Raw genomic sequence first — 16179 nt, forward strand, 5'->3', positions numbered from 1 at the left:
CTGTCAGCGCGCTGTGCCGGGCGGGCTGGAAGTGCTGACGAGGTGCATCCCGGCGACCCGGCCGGTCATCCGTTCGACGGTGATCGCCTCGTATTCCCCGGCGTTTTTCGCCAGCCACCGCAAGGCACCTGGGCCGCGAGCGAAGGCCGCGGTCGCATAAATATCGGCCCACAGCAACGACGGCCCGATGACGGTCACGGAGGCGAAGGTGCCGGCGGGACGGCCGGTACGAGGATCTCGGATGTGCGCACCGCGAGCCGCGGTCCCGGAAGTGGCGATGCCGCCCGAACGCAGTTCGCGAACGGCCAGGATCTGGGTACGGTCAAAGGGATTCTCGACACCGATTCGCCAGCTGGCCGCGGCTTTCGGGCGGACGCCAAGGGCGATGTCACCGCCAGCGTTCAGGTAGTAATCATGGTCTTCGACAGCCGCGAGTGCCCGCGCGGCTCGCTCCACCGCCCAGCCCTTGACCAGCCCGGATGGATCGAAGACCGGCACGTCTCGCGGGCCGGGCAGCCACGGGTCGAAACTGCCGTCAGTACGCTCGCGGGCTTCGTAACAGAGGTCGAGGACTTCGTCGACCAACGGGTGGCAGTCGGCGGCGGTTTCCAGGTGACGGTTCATTTTGCTGATCTCGCTGTCCGCCCGAAAGGGGCTGAACAGTCGGTCGACCTCGCGCAACTGCTCGAAAACGCTCCGAACCGCAGCCGAGATCGCCGAGTCGTCGGCCGTACCAGGTCCGCGTACGCAAACACTGATCGGCATTCCCATGATCTGCTCGACCCACGACCGCTTCATGACAGGTGAGCCGCGTCGATGGCCGCCTGCAGCGACGAGATATAGCCCTGACTGGTGTAGGTCGCGCCACTCACCGCATCGATTTTGGCGCTCTGCGCGGAAACCACCTCTTGGTTGAGGACAGGCACCGCGGAGGCGTTGATTTCGGCGTCCCGCGCGTTGTCCGTCGGGACCTGGACGGCCTGGGCCGCCCCGATCCGGCCACCGGACACGGTGATCCGGACCTGCACCGGACCGTATCTCGTCTGGACCACCGAACCGGTGTACGTCCCACCAGCCGTTCCGGTCGAACCAGCCGGCTCCGGCGTGCCAGCTGGCGCGGGCGGCGCGGTCGCGGCCGGTGCGGCTCGGGTCTGGTTCGTACTCGTGTAATAGCTGAAAAGCAGCACCAGGCCGGAAACAGTGGCGGCCAGCGCGACCACGATCCTACGCATCTTCAAGCTCCTCTCTCGGTGAGAATCCGCCGTTCACCACGAAAATCGCTCGCTGTGCAGCTGACTGTGCGGCACCCCAGCGGCACGGGCGGCTCGTACGACCGCGGCTGTCCACCCGTCCGGACCACAGACGAAGACATCGTGGCCGGCGATGTCCGGCACGATCTCGCGTAAAACGTTGTTATCGGCAAACCCCGCATACTGCGCCGGCAACCATGAGTCACGGCCCGGAATGCGGTGCCCGCAGAGATAGACAATGCGAACGCCTCGGCGTGCGGCGAGCATGTCGAGCTCCGGCCGGAAAAGAAGGTCTCGCTCCCCGCGCGCCCGGTAGATCAGCACGGCCTCGCCCGGCGCGTATGTCATTTCCTCGAGCAACGCCCGCAACGGCGTGATCCCAATCCCGGACGCGATCAGCGTGACTTTCCGCGTACGACGAACAGCGGCGGTCATTCTTCCGTACGGGCCCTCGAAAACAACTCGGGTGCCAACCGACAGAGTGGCCAGTCGTCGACTGCCTGGCCCGAGGTCGCGGGCGGTGATTCGGAGCCGGTCCCGGCGCGGGGCGGCCGACAGCGAGTACGGCTTGCCACGACTGCATCCTGGTCCGTCCAGGAACCGCCAGACGAAGAACTGGCCGGCGCTCGCCTGCAAACGCGCCAACTGCCGCCCGCGCAAATACACCGACACCACGCCGTCCGCCTCAACGACAACCTGGTCCACAACCAGCCGGTGTCGCAGGTTTCGCAATCCTGGCAAAAAAATCCGGAAGACCAACACCGCACCCGCGGCGGCCGCATAGACACTCCACCAATACCCGGCCGCCAGCGGCGACGCGGTGAAATCAGCGCCGGTCCAGATTTCGTGTGGAAGGGCGAGACCGACACCGAGGTACGCGTACAAATGCAGCAGGTGCCACGACTCGTACCGAAGCCGCCGGCGCGCAGCTCGTACCGAGGTCACCACCACCATGACCAGCAGCACGGTCGCCGCGGTGGCCAACAACATTCCCGGATAGGTGGTGACCAAACTCCAAGCCTGGGCAGGCAAACCAGTGTGCGCATCGGCCGCATAGCCGACGACAATCAGCACGATGTGGGCCAGCAACAAATGAAAAGACGTGAACCCGACCAGGCGGTGGGTCCGCACGAGCGCATCCTGTCCGAAGCCCCGCTCCACCCACGGAATGCGGGCCATCAGCAGCACCTGCAGGAGCAGCAGGTCCGCCGACAACAACCCGGCCAACCGGCCCAGCGAAGTGGCGAGGCCAGGCAGCGTGTCGGCATTCTGTACGCCACGGTTGGCCACCCACAGCGCGACCACCACCAGCAGGCTCATCCAAGCGGTGAATCCCACCGCGTCGCGCCACCAGCCCGGCGTCCGCCGATGGCTGCCGGTCCGGCGTACCGGCGCGACATGCACGGCGGGCCGTGGCGGTGCGGTGACTGGCGGCAAGGGAGCTCCTCTCGGTGGGCTCCCCCAACAGTCATCACCTTGGCTTAGTCCTCGACGTGGCCCGGTTTAGAGTTCACTGAGAAGCCGACCACGGCGCCGCCACCCTCGCGGCTCGTCACGAAAACGTCCCCGCCATGGGAGTCCGCGACCTGACTCACTATGGCGAGGCCCAGACCAGAACCGGGCAGGCCCCGGGCCGTACTAGCGCGGTAGAAGCGCTCGAAAACGTGCTGCCCGTCCTCTTCGGACATGCCCGGTCCGCGGTCCCGCACCTCGATCCGGCCGTCCTTGACCACCACATCGATGGGCTCTTCAGGAGCGAATTTCACCGCGTTTTCCAGGAGATTGGACACCGCCCGCTCCAGCGCCTGCCGGCGCCCTCGGACCACAGTCCGGTCGGCGTCGACGAGAATCTCGCGGCCGGACCGACGACGTACCCGGCTGGCCGCCGCCTCGGCCACCTCCGAAAGCGCCACCAGCTCCGCACTCTCCAGGTCGTGCCGGTGAGTGGCCAGGTCGATCAGTTCGTTGACGAGATCGGTCAGCTCGCGCGTCTCACCGTCCAGGTCATCGATCAGTCGGTTGCGCGCGTCCGGGGTCAGGTCGTCGAGCTGCCGCAGGACCGCCACGTTCGTCCGCAGGCTGGTCAGCGGCGTACGCAGCTCATGCCCAGCGTCCTGGACGAGCCGCTGCTGGTCGTCGCGCGAGCGCGCCAGCCGGCCGAGCATCGCGTCCAGGGCGGCGCCGAGCCGGCCCACCTCGTCCCGGCCGCCGGTTGGCACCTCGATGTCCAGTCGCTCAGTGGACCTGACCCGCTCGGCGAGCTCGGCCAGGCGTACCAGCCGGCGGGTGATGCGCCAGGCGATGAACCAGCCGACCGCCGCGGCGGCGATCAGAACGAGCACGCCGGCAAGCACGATCATGGTGGCGAGCCCGGCCATGATCCGGTCCGTCGGGCCAAGGTCACGGGCCACCAGCACCGCACCGCGCTTCGCGCCGAGGGCCAGCGTGCACACCCGGTAATGGACGCCGCCGACCACGACCGTCCGCTCCTTCGCAACCTTCCCCGTCGTCATACTCGCGAGGTGCCGGTCAGTGTCCGTGATCGGCAGGGTGCCGGCACTTCCGGTGACCTCGTGGACCGTGCCGTCAGGCGAGATGAGCTGGGCGATGATCGGGTCAGCGGCGCCGCTGCGATCACCGTCCGGGTCCGGCTGGTTCTTCTTGCCGATGGGCAGCGCCACCGTAGTCGCGCCCGCCGCCAGCTGGCCTGCGGTGGCCGCGAGCGAACGGTCCAGCTGGCCCCAGACTTCGTTGTCGGTGGCCTGATAGCTGAGGATCCCCATCAGCGCCGCCACCAGCCCAGCGATCGCCGCGAAGGCCACCACGACCTTCGTACGCAAGCTCATGCCCGCACCGAGTAACCGACACCTCGGACGGTACGGATCAGCGGCGGCGCACCGGCCTGGTCCAGCTTGCGGCGCAGGTAGCTGATGTAGACGGCCAGGTTCTTGGACTCCGGGCCGAAGTCGAAACCCCAGATCCGCTGGTAGATGGTGGAGTGGTCGAGCACCGCGCCGGCATGACGGACCAGCAGCTCCAACAGGTCGAACTCAGTCTTGGAAAGCTCGATCGGCGCGCTCCCCCACGACACCCGGCGGCCCGCCGGGTCCACCTCCAGGTCGGCGACCCGGATCGTACGAGCCGACTCGTCCGGCTCGGGCGGCACCGCCCGGCGGACCAGCGCCCGCAGTCTGGCCAGCAGCTCGTCCAACTCGAACGGCTTGGGCAGGTAGTCGTCCGCACCCGCGTCCAACCCGGCGACCCGATCGGGAGTCTCAACGCGCGCGGTCAGCATGAGGACGGGCGTGTGGTCGCCAGACGCTCGCAGCACCTGGCACACACCCAGTCCGTCGACTCCCGGCATCGCGACATCGAGCACCAGCACGTCGATCTGCTCATGCTTCACGGCGGCCAGCGCGGTCACCCCATCCACCGCCGTACTGACTTGGTACCCGGCCAACTCCAGCGCACGCTCCAGCGAGTCCCGGATCGCCCGGTCGTCGTCCGCGATCAGTACGTGATGCGCCATATCGCCATCCTGCCGGTACGCCTCCGCCAGCGCCCCCGGGGACCTACGCCCGTTCCCCAAATGGCGGTAGGAGGGCTGGATGTCCGGTGTCGAGTGCGGGATAAAGTCCCGCACTCGACGAAAATCCAGGCCCCCCTTATCAGGCGGCGACGGTTTCGCGTTCCAGGCGCAGGATCTCGCTTTCGACCTGCGGTGGGAGGCGACGGCGGTTGGCCAGGGCCCAGGGCAGCCGGATCAGCGCCGACCCGAAGGCGACGCAGGCGTCCGCGGACACCGTCGCGCAGTGGGCGAGCCGGAAGGCGTCGGCGCACGCTCGCCGCAAAGGCCGGCGCATCCAGCTGATCAGCAGCAGATTCCGCAACTCCAACCGGCGGCGGGCGGACCGCGTGGACGACCGTTGGTGCATGACGACGGTGTCGACGTACGCCAGCGCCCAGCCAGCCGCGGCCAGGTCGTACGACAGCAGCATCGCTTCATTGGTGGAAAACGACACCGACGAAAATCCGCCCACCGCGAGGAAGGCGTCTCGGCGTACGAACGCGGCCCGGCCGCGGAATCCGAGCACCGGCACGCTGTCGGGACGCAGCGACCGGACGGCGGTCTCGCTCGCGGCCGGGTCAGAGCCGCCGATCGTACGAGCGGCGAGCAGGCCGAGAGCGCGTTGCCGGTCGAAGATCCTGGCTGCTTGGGCGAGGGTGCCGGCGGCCCAGGCGGAGTCGAGGTAGCCGAAGGCGACGTACGGCGTGGTGGCGAGCCGGACGCCCACATTGCGTGCGGCGGCACCGCGGTTGCGCGGAAGCACTGCGATCCGTACCGAGGGGAAAGCGGTACGGACAGCGGCCGCGGTGCCGTCGCGGGAATCGTTGTCGACCACCACCACCGGCACTCGCCCTACCAGGCTGTCAAGGAATCGCAGCAGGTCAGCGCGCCGGTTGCGGGTCGCGATGACGACCGTCACTCGGTCGGTTTCGGCCAGCTTCCAGTCAGGATCCACCAGGTCTGGTTACCCGGCCAAGTCGCCGCCAAACCCGCTCATCCCGACGAAACGTTGAGCAACCGGTCCATCCGGGTCAGCAGGTCCTGGGCGTCCACCGGTTTGGTGACGTAGTCGGTGGCTCCGGCGGCGAGGCTTTTCTCCTGGTCACCGGCCATCGCCTTGGCCGTCACCGCGATGATCGGCAGTTTCGCGTAGCGCGGGATCTCGCGGATCGCGATGGTCGCCGCGTGGCCGTCCATCTCCGGCATCATCACGTCCATGAGGACCAGATCAATGGCGTCATGCGCCAGTACGGCCGCGACTCCTTCCTTCCCGTTCGGCGCGTGCAGGACGGTCATCCCGTAGAGCTCCAGGACGCCGGTGATCGCGAACACGTTCCGGCTGTCGTCATCGACGACCAGCACCGTACGGCCGCGCAGCCGCTCGTACTGGCCGGCCGGCGCCGGCTCGGTGACCGCCGGCCGCACCTCGGCCAGCGTGGGCTCCTCGACCACCGTCGTGTCCGCAACGGACAGGCAGGCGACAATCCGGCGGCGGAGCTGGTCGAGCGAGTCGAACACCTCCACCGGGTGGATCTTTCGCAGGTTTTCCAGCACTTCCCGCTGCGCCGCGGCGAGCGGTTGGCTGGAATGGGCGAGCACCACCGGCGGGTCGGACTCGGCCGCGAGCGGCTCCATCAGGTCCAGCGCCGCGCCGGCCGGCTCGTCGAGGTTGACCACCACACAGCCGTAATGGCCGCCGCGCAGCACCTTGACCGCCTCCCGGCTGTCGCTCACCGTGCTGACCACGGCGGCGCCGTCCCGGCTCGCGGTGCTGGCCGCGCTGTGCGCGAGCACCGAGAGCAACCGGTTCTCGGCCGGCTCCAGGACGAGCACCAACGGCTGCTCCAGCGGCGCCAGCGCGACCACCTCGCCGCCGGCGAGGCCCGCCGACACACTTTCGAGGCCGGCCGCGTCGATGCCGTCGACCGGCAGGTAGAGGGTGAAGGTGCTCCCCCGGTCCGGCTCACTCACCGCCCTGATCTCGCCGCCGAGCAGGGCCGCGATCTGCCGGCCGATGGACAGGCCGAGGCCGGTGCCGCCGTAGCGCCGGCTGGTGGTGCCGTCGGCCTGCTGGAAGGCGTTGAAGATCGTCGCGAGATTCTCCTCGGCGATGCCCACCCCGGTGTCCACCACCGAGAAGACCACGAAGGGCCGGTCCGCGGCGGCCGCCGGCAACTCGGCCGGGTCGGCTCGCCTCGTACGCAGCTCCACCCGGCCCTTTTCGGTGAACTTCACCGCGTTCGACAACAGGTTTCCGAGCACCTGACGCAGCCGCTGTTCGTCGGTCACCAACTCGGTGGGCGCGTCCGACTCGGCGACAATGGCAAATTCCAGGCCTTTTTCCAGCGTCAGCGGTCGGAAAGTGGCCTGCACGTATTCCAGCAGATCCCGCACCGGAACCGACTCGGCGTGCACGGCCATCTTGCCGGCCTCCACTTTGGACAGGTCCAGGATGTCGTTGATCAACTGCAGAAGATCCGATCCGGCCGAATGGATGACGGTCGCGTATTCGACCTGCTTGGAGGACAGGTTGCCGGCCGAGTTCTGGGACAGCAGCCGGGCCAGGATCAGCAGGCTGTTCAGCGGCGTACGCAGCTCGTGTGACATGTTGGCGAGGAATTCGGACTTGTATTTCGAGGCCAGCGCGAGCTGTTGGGCGCGTTCCTCGATCTCCCGCCGGGCATGCTCGATCTCGATGTTCTTGATCTCGATGTCGTGATTCTGCCGGGCCATCAGGGCCGCTTTGTCGGCCAGCTCCGCGTTCGAATACTGCAGCTCCTCCTGCTGGGCGCGAAGTTCGGCGGCGAGCCGCTGCGACTCCTCCAGGAGGTCGTCGGTACGGGAGCTGGCGACGATCGCGTTGACGTTGACACCGATGGTTTCGGTCAGTTGCTGGAGAAAGTCGCGGTGCACCTGGGTGAACGCGTTGAAGGCAGCCAGTTCGATGACACCGAGTGTCTGCCCCTCGAACAGGATCGGCAGCACCATCAGGGTGGCCGGTGGCGCCTGCCCCAGACTGGACGAGATCTTCAGGTAGTCAGGTGGCGTGTCGGTGACCAGGATCGGTTTGCGCGTACGCGCCGCCTGCCCGACCAGCGACTGGCCGACGGCAAAGCGGGTACGCGGTTCCACCGAGTGCTCGTGATGCCCGTAACTGGCGATCAGCTCCAGCTGAGTACGCCCGTCATCGCCAGTGGTGGCAAGGAAGAACGTGCCGTACTGCGCTCGTACGAGCGGCACCAGGTCATCCAGGATCACGCCGGCGACGGTGGTCAGCACCCGCTGGCCCTGCATCAGGCTGTTGATGTGCGCGAGGTTCGTCTTGAGCCAGTCCTGCTCGATGTTGGCTGTCGTCGTGTCTCGCAGCGACTCCACCATCGAGTTGATGTTGTCCTTGAGCTCGGCGAGCTCTCCTGGCGCTTCCACCGAAATCGTACGAGTCAGGTCGCCGGTCGCGACCGCGCTGGTGACCTCGGCGATGGACCGGACCTGCCGGGTCAGGTTTTCGGCCAGTTCGTTGACGTTCTCGGTGAGCCGCTTCCAGGTGCCGGACACGCCCTCGACCTCGGCCTGGCCACCGAGCCGGCCCTCGCTGCCGACCTCGCGGGCGACTCGGGTGACCTCCGAAGCGAAAGCGCTCAGCGTGTCGACCATGGTGTTGACCGTCGTCTTGAGTTCCAGGAACTCGCCGCGCGCGTCGACGTCGATCTTCTTTTTGAGGTCTCCCTGGGCGACCGCAGTGGTGACCTCGGCGATGTTCCGCACCTGGTTGGTGAGGTTGTTGGCCATCGAGTTCACGTTCTCGGTCAGGTCTTTCCAGGTGCCGGCGACGTTCGGCACGCGCGCCTGGCCGCCCAGCATGCCCTCGGTGCCGACCTCCCGGGCGACCCGGGTGACCTCGATGGCGAAGGCGCCAAGCGTGTCCACCATCGTGTTGATCGTCTCGGCGAGCGCCGCGACCTCGCCCTGCGCGTCGACAGTGATCTTCTTCGACAGGTCGCCGCGTTCCACCGAGCTGGCGACCTGGGCGATCGACCGCACCTGGCTGGTCAGGTTGGACGCCATCACGTTGACATTGTCGGTGAGGTCCTTCCATGAGCCGGAGACGCCTCGTACGGTCGCCTGACCACCCAGGATGCCCTCGGTGCCGACCTCGCGGGCCACCCGGCTGACCTCGTCCGCGAAGGCCGACAGCTGGTCGACCATGGTGTTCATGGTCTCCTTGAGTTCCAGGATCTCACCGCGCGCGTCTACCCGGATCTTCTGCGACAGGTCGCCTTTCGCGACCGCGGTGGTGACCTCGGCGAGCGACCGGACCTGGTTGGTCAGGTTGTTCGCCATGACGTTCACCGACTCGGTCAACGCCTTCCACGTGCCCGAGACGCCCTTGACGTCCGCCTGGCCGCCGAGCCGGCCGTCCGTGCCGACCTCGCGGGCGACCCGGGTGACCTCGTCCGCGAAGGCGGACAGCTGGTCGACCATGGTGTTCAGGGTGTTCTTCAGCTCCAGGATCTCGCCGCGCGCGTCCACGGTGATCTTCTGCGACAGGTCGCCGTTGGCCACCGCGGTCGCCACCTGGGCGATCGATCGCACCTGCTCAGTCAGGTTGCCGGCCATGAAGTTCACCGAGTCGGTCAACGCCCGCCAGGTGCCGCCGACGCCTGGCACCTGCGCCTGGCCGCCGAGCCGCCCGTCCGTACCCACCTCGCGGGCCACCCGGCTAACCTCGTCCGCGAAGGCGGACAGCTGGTCGACCATGGTGTTCAGGGTGTTCTTCAGCTCCAGGATCTCGCCGCGCGCGTCCACGGTGATCTTCTGCGACAGGTCGCCGTTGGCCACCGCGGTCGCCACCTGGGCGATCGATCGCACCTGCTCAGTCAGGTTGCCGGCCATGAAGTTCACCGAGTCGGTGAGGTCCTTCCAGGTGCCCGAGACTCCTGGTACGTCGGCCTGGCCGCCGAGCTTGCCGTCGGTACCCACCTCCCGGGCCACCCGGGTGACCTCGGAGGTGAACAGGTCGAGCTGGTCGACCATGCCGTTGAACACCGCGGCGATCTCGTCGGTGAGCTCGTCGCCGACCAGCGGCAGGCGGGTGCCGAAGTCGCCGTCTCGTACGGCCGTCAGCCCGGCCAGCAGTTGCTGCAGCCGGAGGTCCGCCAGCGCCGGCTCGGACTCCCGCCGGCCCGCCGTACCGAGGTCGGTATCAGTCATCTGTTCCGTCACCAACGCCCTCTTCTGCTGCGTCGCCCGGTCGTGTCCCCTTGCGCCTCGCGGCGGGCGAGGGCACCCTTCTGGGCGTGCGGTCACCGTCTTGTAGGTCCCAGCCTTTCAGAAGACCGCTCACAGGTCATGTCCCCCGGCGGTCCTTGTGACGTCTGAGGACGTCTCCCGGCTCGCTGCCGCGGTCGCCCAACAGCAGGTCGAGATCGAGGCTCTGCGGGCCGCCCAGGCCGCCGACAAGCTGGTCGCCTGGGCCTGCGGCGTGCTCGTCGAGCAGCTCGCATGTACGCCTACCGAAGCCGCGCAGCAGCTCTCCCAGCTGGCCAAACAGGCGGGCGTACGACCCGAGGAACTGGCCGCGGACCTGGTTGACCAGGCCGCCGGTGCGCCGGTCGCCGACCGGCTGACCGTCCAGCTGCCGGCGGCCGAGGCGACGGTGAGCACGGCCGGTTCGGGCGCGGCCATCGCCGACGCCGTCCTGGAGGAGGTCAGCCGGGGCACCAACGCGGCCGGCGCGATCCTGTGGCGACTGAGCCCGGAGGGGACCCTGGAGCTGGTCGGTCAGGCCGGCCTGACCAGCGGCGAGGCCAGCCGGTGGCAGCACGTGCCGGGCCCGATGATCAACACCCTCTGCCAGCAGGTCGCCCGCCGCCGGGAGCCCATCTGGCTGCGCAGCGCGGGCGAGGCCGCCGACGGCGTCGCACTCACCGGTGGATGGCTCGGCGGCCGGGCCGTGCTGCCGCTGCTGGGGCCGACCACCGTGCTGGGCGTCCTGGAGGTCTGCTGGCCGGCGCCGATCAAGGACTTCCCAGCCAGCCTGCGCAAACACCTCTCCACCCTGGCCGACGTCTGCGCCCGTACGCTCGACCTGCGATCCGGCGACCCGACGTTGCACACCGACCCGGATGGGTGGCCATACGCGGTCCTGGACGGCGTCCTGGACTCGGGCCTGTTCGTACGCCCCGCTTACACCGACACAGACGGCACTGCCATCACGGACTTCGAGGTCAGCCACGTCACCGAACGGTTCGCCGACCCGGCCGGCCGGCCGTCGACCCAGCTGGTCGGGCGACGGCTCACGGCGCTCTACCCGGGCCTGGTCACGCAGCCGCTGTTCGACCATCTCCAGACTGTCCTTCGTACAGGAGTGCCTTACCAGCTGGACCACCTGCCGATGACCGCGCTGGCCCCGGGCAGCGGATCGCCGCGGGTCGTCAACCTGCGGGTCGCCCGGTTCGTCGACGGGCTGCTGGTCAGCTGGCGTCCGCACGACACCACCGACCGGCTCGCGGACGTGCTCGCCAACGTGCAGCGGCTGGGCCGGATCGGCGGCTGGGAGTACACGCCGGTGGACGGCCGCACGACCTGGACCGACTACACGTACGCGCTCTTCGACCTGGCGCCGGGCACCGCGGCCCCCAGCCCGGAGGAGCTGCGCACCCAGGTCCATCCAGACGACGTGCCGTACTTGTCGGCATTCCTGGACCTGCTGTTGCAGCAAAAGCAGAGCGCCAGCACAAACCTCCGCTTCCTGCGCGACGACGGCACGCTCCGGCAGATCCGGGCCTCCGCCGAGCCGGTCCTCACCGCGACCGGTGAGTTGACGCTGGTCCGCGGCACCTTTCAGGATATTTCTCAGCATTACCACACGCAGATCGCGTTGTCCGCGACCCAGGACCAGCTCGCCACCACCGAGGATCAGGTCCAGGAGCAGCTCAGGATCGCCCTGCAGCTGCAGCGGGCGATCCTGCCGCCGGCCGACCGGCCGCTCCGGTTGGACGGTCTGGAGGCAGTCATGCGCTACCGGCCGCCGGTGGACGAGCACAACGTCGGCGGCGACTGGTACGACGCGGCCGAGCTCCCCGGCGACCAGGTGCTGTTCGCCGTTGGCGATGTCTCCGGCCACGGCATCACCGCGTCCACGACCATGGTCGCGCTGCGCAACGGCCTGCGCGGCCTGGCCATCACCGGCGCCGGCCCGGGTCGGCTGCTGGCGTTGCTGAACACGATGTTGATCGGCCTCTACGCGGGCACCACCGCGACCATCGTCTGCGGCTTGTACGCGCCGGCCACCCGTACGCTGCGCTGGGCCAAGGCCGGACACCTGCCGCCGATGCTCGTACGGGATGGCATCGCCACCCTGCTCCGCCAACCTCGCGGGATCCTGCTCGGCGCCAGCGACGCCGCCGACTACGAGGAGTCCACGCTGGTCCTGGAGGTCGGCGACACGCTGGTCCTCTACACGGACGGCCTCATCGAACGGCGTGGGGTCGTCCTGGACGAGTCACTGGCCGACCTCGTTCGTACGGCCAGCAAGCCCGTGCCCAGCGTCGGGGACCTCGTCGACACCCTGATGACCGCTCAGATCGGGGACACCACAGACGACACCTGCATCCTCGCCCTCCAGGCACACCCCCGCGAGTAGCTAACTGTCCATTTTCTTGAGGGTCTCCAGAGACCACCAGAGCAGCACAGACGTCCCGTCCTCGGTCGCGTCGACCTCGGTGCTGGTGGCCAGCCGGCGCATCAACAGCAGGCCGCGGCCGCGGTTGCCCGGGTCGACCGGGAGCTGCCGCCAGTGGCCGTAGTCGGTCACCGTGACGATGACCCCGCCGGTGTCGGTGAGCGCGGCCCTGATGTCCAGAACGCCGGCGCTGTGTGCGTACGCATGGTCGACGACGTTCGCCATCGCCTCGTAGCTCGCCAACACGATCGACATCACCGCCTCCGGGCCGACGCCAGCTCGCCCGGACCACAGCGACAGCGCCTGTCGCAGAGCCGGCAGCTCGCCGGCCGTGGCCGGCACTCGGTGATGCAGGTCAGTCATCATGTCGATCTCGCGACGGCGAGTGGACGGGAGCCCTCAGCCAGCGCCGAGCGCCTCCTCCCGGGTCGCGAAGATCGGAACCACGTCGGTGATACCGGTCAACTGCATCGGCCGCAGGCTGACCGGGTTGGCGGTCACCACCCGGAAGCTGATCCGTGCGCCGGCGTACTGATGGCAGCGCAGCAGCACGGCGATGCCGTCGGAGCCGAGAAAGCTCACCTCGTCCAGATCGAGCACCAGCGTCTGGGGGCCTTCGTCCAGCGCCTTGGTGACGATCCGCTGCAGTTTGGGAGTGGTCGTCATGTCCAGGTCGCCGGCGACGCTGACCGTCGTCATCCCGTCGGCGCTGTCCACACGGACCGTGATGTCTGTCCGGCCGCCCGAGACGGGCGGCGACTCACCGAAGCTCATGGTCACATCCTGCCGTACCCGGCACCTAGCCCGCGCGCCTACGCAGAATGAGCAACGCCACGTCGTCCGCTGGTGCGGTCCGACCAAGCATGCTCGCCATCACGGCCGCGCAGACCTCTTCCGGGTCCGCGTCGACGACCGCCCGACAGAGCGCGTCCATGCCCGCGTCGATGGAGACGCCGCGCCGTTCCACCAGGCCATCGGTGTAGAACGCCACCATCACCCGGGCGGGCAGTTCCACCGTGCTGGTACGTCTGCGCGCCGCGGCCAGAACGCCGACCGGCGGGTCCACCGGCAGGTCGGCGACCCTGGCCGGCTGGCCAGGTCCGGCCACCACCGGAGGCAAGTGGCCGGCCAGCGAGATCCGCACCCGGCGCAGGTCCGTGTCGAAGACGGCATAGAGCACGGTGGCCATCGAACCGGCCTCGAAGTGCCTCGCCTTCGCATCCAACCGCTGCAGCACCTCGGCCGGGTCCTCGTACTCCAGCGCGTACGCCCGAAGCGCACTGCGGAGCCGTCCCATCACCACTGCCGCGGCGAGGCCGTGACCAGCCACATCTCCCATCACCACGCAGAACCGCCCGGATGGCAGGGTGAACAGGTCGTACCAGTCGCCGCCGATGTTCTCGCCCTCCCCGGGCACATACCGCGCGGCGAGCCGCAGTCCCGGGACTTCCGGCAGCCGCGCCGGCATCAGGCTCCGCTGCAGCATCTGGGCAGCGCTGCGGTCCTCCCGGCTCAGCTCGGTCTGCATCGCCAACGCGACCCGGTCGGCGACCATCTGCAGCAGGTCGGCGTCCTCGTCGGTGAAGCCGACCTGGGCCAGCCGGCCGACGTGCAGCACACCCAGGAGGCGGTCCGCGGCCACCAGCGGGACGCCGAGCAGGGTCCGGATCCCAGCCGACAGCAGCACCGGGTCAAGGACTGTGGCCGGGCTCACGTCGTCGAGAGCCAGCGGTCGGCGGGCCGCCACCACCTGGCCGGCGAAGCTGCCAGCCGTCGGGACTCCGATGCCCGCCCGGCGCTCCTCCTGGAGACCGCGAGCGGTGGTCACGACAAGCTCATCATCTTCAAGCAGCAGCACAGCCGCGGTGTCGGCGGACAACGCTTCCAACACCCGGGCAAGCAGTTCGTTGATCAACTCGGTTGGCCCCAGCCGGGCCAACGACGGGTCGGTCACGGACTCGATCTGGCGAAGCCGGTCAGCGGCCCCCGGAGATGACTGCGCCGGCACGGCGGTAGGTTACCGCGTTCGTGGCAAACCGGACGACAACCTCCATAAAGTCGGCGATTTGTCGTTATTCGCGATGATTCTAAGAAAAAGTTTGGGCGCGTGCGTTTGCCCCAGCGCAGATCGGGTATCCGCCGCGGAACGTCGCCAGGTCTGGAAAGGGTGGCCCGCCATGGAGTCCCCAGTCGAGCTCCACCCGTACGGCATCGGCGAGTATCTCGCGGTCATCCAGCCCGGAGACGTACTCCGCCATCTCCTACTGGGCCTGGACGAGCCGGTCGTCGCGCTGCTCGGCGGGCCCGATCCAGACGACCTGGTGCACCAGGCCCTGATCCTGCTGCTGGAAACGTGGATCCCCGAGGAACTCCCGCACGACCTGGACCTTCGAGATCTCGCGGTCGCCGACCCCGATTTCCTCCCCGAACTGCGAGCCAGGTTAGACCGCTGAGCAGCCGTACGCGCCTGCGGCGGCCGCTGCTCAGTCCTGCGCGAGCGCCTCGCGGAGTTGTTCGAGCGTACGGCCAAGGATGCGGGAGACCTGCATCTGCGACACCCCGACCTGCTCGGCGATCTTGGTCTGGGTGAGGTTTCCGAAGAACCGCAGCAAAAGAATGCGCCGCTCCCGCTCGGGCAGGGCGGCCAACAAGGGCTTGAGCGCCTCGTGGTTGTCCACCAGCTCGAGGCGGCTGTCCTCCTCGCCGAGCGTCTCGGCGAGCGGGGTGTCCGCGGAGAATCCCGGGGCCGGCGCCTGCAGCGAGTCCGCGTGATACGCCCGGCCGGCCTCCAGACCCTCGTACACCTGCTGCAGGCTCATCCCGAGGTGCTCGGCGAGCTGCGTCGGCGTCGGCGCGGACCCGATCCGCTGGGACAGCTCGGCGGCCGCCGAGCTAACGGCCAAGTGCAGTTCCTTGGCGCCCCGCGGCACTCGTACGGCCCAGCTGGCGTCCCGGAAGTAGCGACGCACCTCGCCCATGATCGTGGGCACCGCGAAAGACAGGAAATCGCTGCCGTGCGCCGGGTCGAACCGGTCCACCGCCTTCACCAGTCCCAGCCGGGCCACCTGTACGAGGTCGTCATGGGGCTCGCCCCGGTTGCGGAACCGCAGCGCCACGTGCTCGGCGACCGGCAGGTATTCGGTCACCAGCCGATCGCGTACGTCCGCTCGCCGCGGGTCCTCCTCGGCGAGGCCGCCCAGCTCGACGAAGAGCGGTTCGAGGTCGGTGTAGTCGCGCGGCTGATTCGGTTGACCGGCATCCGCGGCCATCACCCTGCGGCCACCCCGCCGCGAGACTTGACTGCCTCGATGTGCAGCTCCGCCGGTTCCTGGGCCCACGTCCGCACCGAGTCGACCAAAGTGGACAGCACTCGCCACCCGAACGAGGTGACGCTGAGCGGATCCGGTTTTTTGGCTCCCACGCTGCCATGCAGGGTGATCCGGTCACTGTCCACAATGAACCGGCACACCAGCACGGCTTCGCCGGCGGCCCGTACGATCAGCTGCGAACACAGCTCGTCGACGGCCATCGTCACGTCCGCGATGGCGTCCAGGTCGAAGTCCTCCCGCATGGCGATCGTGTTGGCCACGGCTCGCAACACCGGGAGTTGGGTCGCTTCGGCCGGCACTCGCACCTCGACCGCTTGGGGAACATCCACCTCAAAACCGTAGCGCGCC

Annotated in this window: 14 protein-coding genes; 2 read left to right on the forward strand and 12 right to left on the reverse strand. The window is 68.6% G+C overall.

Annotation, left to right across the window (positions count from 1 at the left end; translation table 11 throughout):
* Window positions 1-3 precede the first annotated feature (3 nt).
* The 7 genes from ABD301_RS25620 to ABD301_RS25650 form a co-directional block, all read right to left on the reverse strand.
* Entirely contained in the window at window positions 4-798 is a 795-nt protein-coding gene (locus ABD301_RS25620; RefSeq protein ID WP_344313036.1) for an FAD:protein FMN transferase, read from the reverse strand.
* Entirely contained in the window at window positions 795-1232 is a 438-nt protein-coding gene (locus ABD301_RS25625; RefSeq protein ID WP_344313037.1) for an FMN-binding protein, read from the reverse strand. The genes ABD301_RS25620 and ABD301_RS25625 overlap by 4 nt, the downstream gene beginning before the upstream one ends.
* 33 nt (window positions 1233-1265) lie before the next feature.
* Window positions 1266-2687, reverse strand: coding sequence for a ferredoxin reductase family protein (locus ABD301_RS25630; RefSeq protein ID WP_344313038.1), 1422 nt, complete (start codon window positions 2685-2687; stop codon window positions 1266-1268).
* Window positions 2688-2731: 44 nt separating this feature from the next.
* A complete protein-coding gene (locus ABD301_RS25635; RefSeq protein ID WP_344313039.1) occupies window positions 2732-4096 on the reverse strand; it encodes a sensor histidine kinase in 1365 nt (454 codons plus the stop codon).
* Window positions 4093-4779 (reverse strand): response regulator transcription factor, encoded by a 687-nt coding sequence (locus ABD301_RS25640; protein WP_344313040.1) that lies wholly within the window; start codon window positions 4777-4779, stop codon window positions 4093-4095. Before ABD301_RS25640 ends, ABD301_RS25635 begins: the two co-directional genes overlap by 4 nt.
* 139 nt (window positions 4780-4918) lie before the next feature.
* The gene (locus ABD301_RS25645) at window positions 4919-5773 is read right to left on the reverse strand and encodes a glycosyltransferase family 2 protein (protein WP_344313041.1); all 855 of its coding nucleotides are present in this window, start codon (window positions 5771-5773) and stop codon (window positions 4919-4921) included.
* A 38-nt stretch (window positions 5774-5811) separates the two neighbouring features.
* On the reverse strand, window positions 5812-10029 hold the full coding sequence (locus ABD301_RS25650) for a HAMP domain-containing protein (RefSeq protein WP_344313042.1): 4218 nt from the start codon (window positions 10027-10029) through the stop codon (window positions 5812-5814).
* Window positions 10030-10186: 157 nt separating this feature from the next.
* Here ABD301_RS25650 and ABD301_RS25655 point away from each other — a divergent pair, with 157 nt between their 5' ends.
* Window positions 10187-12463, forward strand: coding sequence for a SpoIIE family protein phosphatase (locus ABD301_RS25655; RefSeq protein WP_344313043.1), 2277 nt, complete (start codon window positions 10187-10189; stop codon window positions 12461-12463).
* Here ABD301_RS25655 and ABD301_RS25660 read toward each other — a convergent pair whose 3' ends face one another.
* Genes ABD301_RS25660 through ABD301_RS25670 form a run of 3 tightly spaced genes read right to left on the reverse strand, consistent with a single transcriptional unit; the run spans window position 12464 to window position 14510 of the window.
* Window positions 12464-12868, reverse strand: a complete 405-nt coding sequence (locus ABD301_RS25660) for an ATP-binding protein (protein ID WP_163566832.1) — start codon at window positions 12866-12868, stop codon at window positions 12464-12466.
* Between the two features lie 33 nt (window positions 12869-12901).
* Entirely contained in the window at window positions 12902-13276 is a 375-nt protein-coding gene (locus ABD301_RS25665) for an STAS domain-containing protein (RefSeq protein WP_163566831.1), read from the reverse strand.
* A 25-nt stretch (window positions 13277-13301) separates the two neighbouring features.
* Window positions 13302-14510: a PP2C family protein-serine/threonine phosphatase gene (locus tag ABD301_RS25670; protein WP_344313044.1), complete on the reverse strand. Its 1209-nt coding sequence runs from the start codon at window positions 14508-14510 to the stop codon at window positions 13302-13304.
* A gap of 169 nt (window positions 14511-14679) precedes the next feature.
* Between ABD301_RS25670 and ABD301_RS25675 the strand changes: the two genes are divergently transcribed.
* The gene (locus ABD301_RS25675) at window positions 14680-14955 is read left to right on the forward strand and encodes a hypothetical protein (protein WP_344313045.1); all 276 of its coding nucleotides are present in this window, start codon (window positions 14680-14682) and stop codon (window positions 14953-14955) included.
* Window positions 14956-14985: 30 nt separating this feature from the next.
* On the opposite strand, the gene ABD301_RS25680 is transcribed toward ABD301_RS25675, so the two are convergent.
* Window positions 14986-15771 carry a SigB/SigF/SigG family RNA polymerase sigma factor gene (locus ABD301_RS25680; RefSeq protein WP_344313249.1) on the reverse strand — a complete coding sequence of 262 codons (786 nt, stop codon included), beginning with the start codon at window positions 15769-15771 and terminating at the stop codon, window positions 14986-14988.
* A complete protein-coding gene (locus tag ABD301_RS25685; RefSeq protein WP_344313046.1) occupies window positions 15771-16160 on the reverse strand; it encodes a hypothetical protein in 390 nt (129 codons plus the stop codon). Before ABD301_RS25685 ends, ABD301_RS25680 begins: the two co-directional genes overlap by 1 nt.
* Window positions 16161-16179 lie beyond the last annotated feature (19 nt).

This window comes from Fodinicola feengrottensis (assembly GCF_039530045.1).
GTDB classification, from domain to species: Bacteria; Actinomycetota; Actinomycetes; order Mycobacteriales; family HKI-0501; genus Fodinicola; species Fodinicola feengrottensis.

What these genes read in the sequence shown, in the direction of transcription:
- ABD301_RS25635 (WP_344313039.1), bottom strand. Translation starts at nt 4,096, where the DNA reads ATGAGCTTGCGTACGAAGGTCGTGGTGGCCTTCGCGGCGATCGCTGGG.
- ABD301_RS25650 (WP_344313042.1), bottom strand. Translation starts at nt 10,029, where the DNA reads ATGACTGATACCGACCTCGGTACGGCGGGCCGGCGGGAGTCCGAGCCG.
- ABD301_RS25680 (WP_344313249.1), bottom strand. Translation starts at nt 15,771, where the DNA reads ATGGCCGCGGATGCCGGTCAACCGAATCAGCCGCGCGACTACACCGAC.
- ABD301_RS25625 (WP_344313037.1), bottom strand. Translation starts at nt 1,232, where the DNA reads ATGCGTAGGATCGTGGTCGCGCTGGCCGCCACTGTTTCCGGCCTGGTG.
- ABD301_RS25640 (WP_344313040.1), bottom strand. Translation starts at nt 4,779, where the DNA reads ATGGCGCATCACGTACTGATCGCGGACGACGACCGGGCGATCCGGGAC.
- ABD301_RS25620 (WP_344313036.1), bottom strand. Translation starts at nt 798, where the DNA reads ATGAAGCGGTCGTGGGTCGAGCAGATCATGGGAATGCCGATCAGTGTT.
- ABD301_RS25660 (WP_163566832.1), bottom strand. Translation starts at nt 12,868, where the DNA reads ATGATGACTGACCTGCATCACCGAGTGCCGGCCACGGCCGGCGAGCTG.
- ABD301_RS25675 (WP_344313045.1), top strand. Translation starts at nt 14,680, where the DNA reads ATGGAGTCCCCAGTCGAGCTCCACCCGTACGGCATCGGCGAGTATCTC.
- ABD301_RS25665 (WP_163566831.1), bottom strand. Translation starts at nt 13,276, where the DNA reads ATGAGCTTCGGTGAGTCGCCGCCCGTCTCGGGCGGCCGGACAGACATC.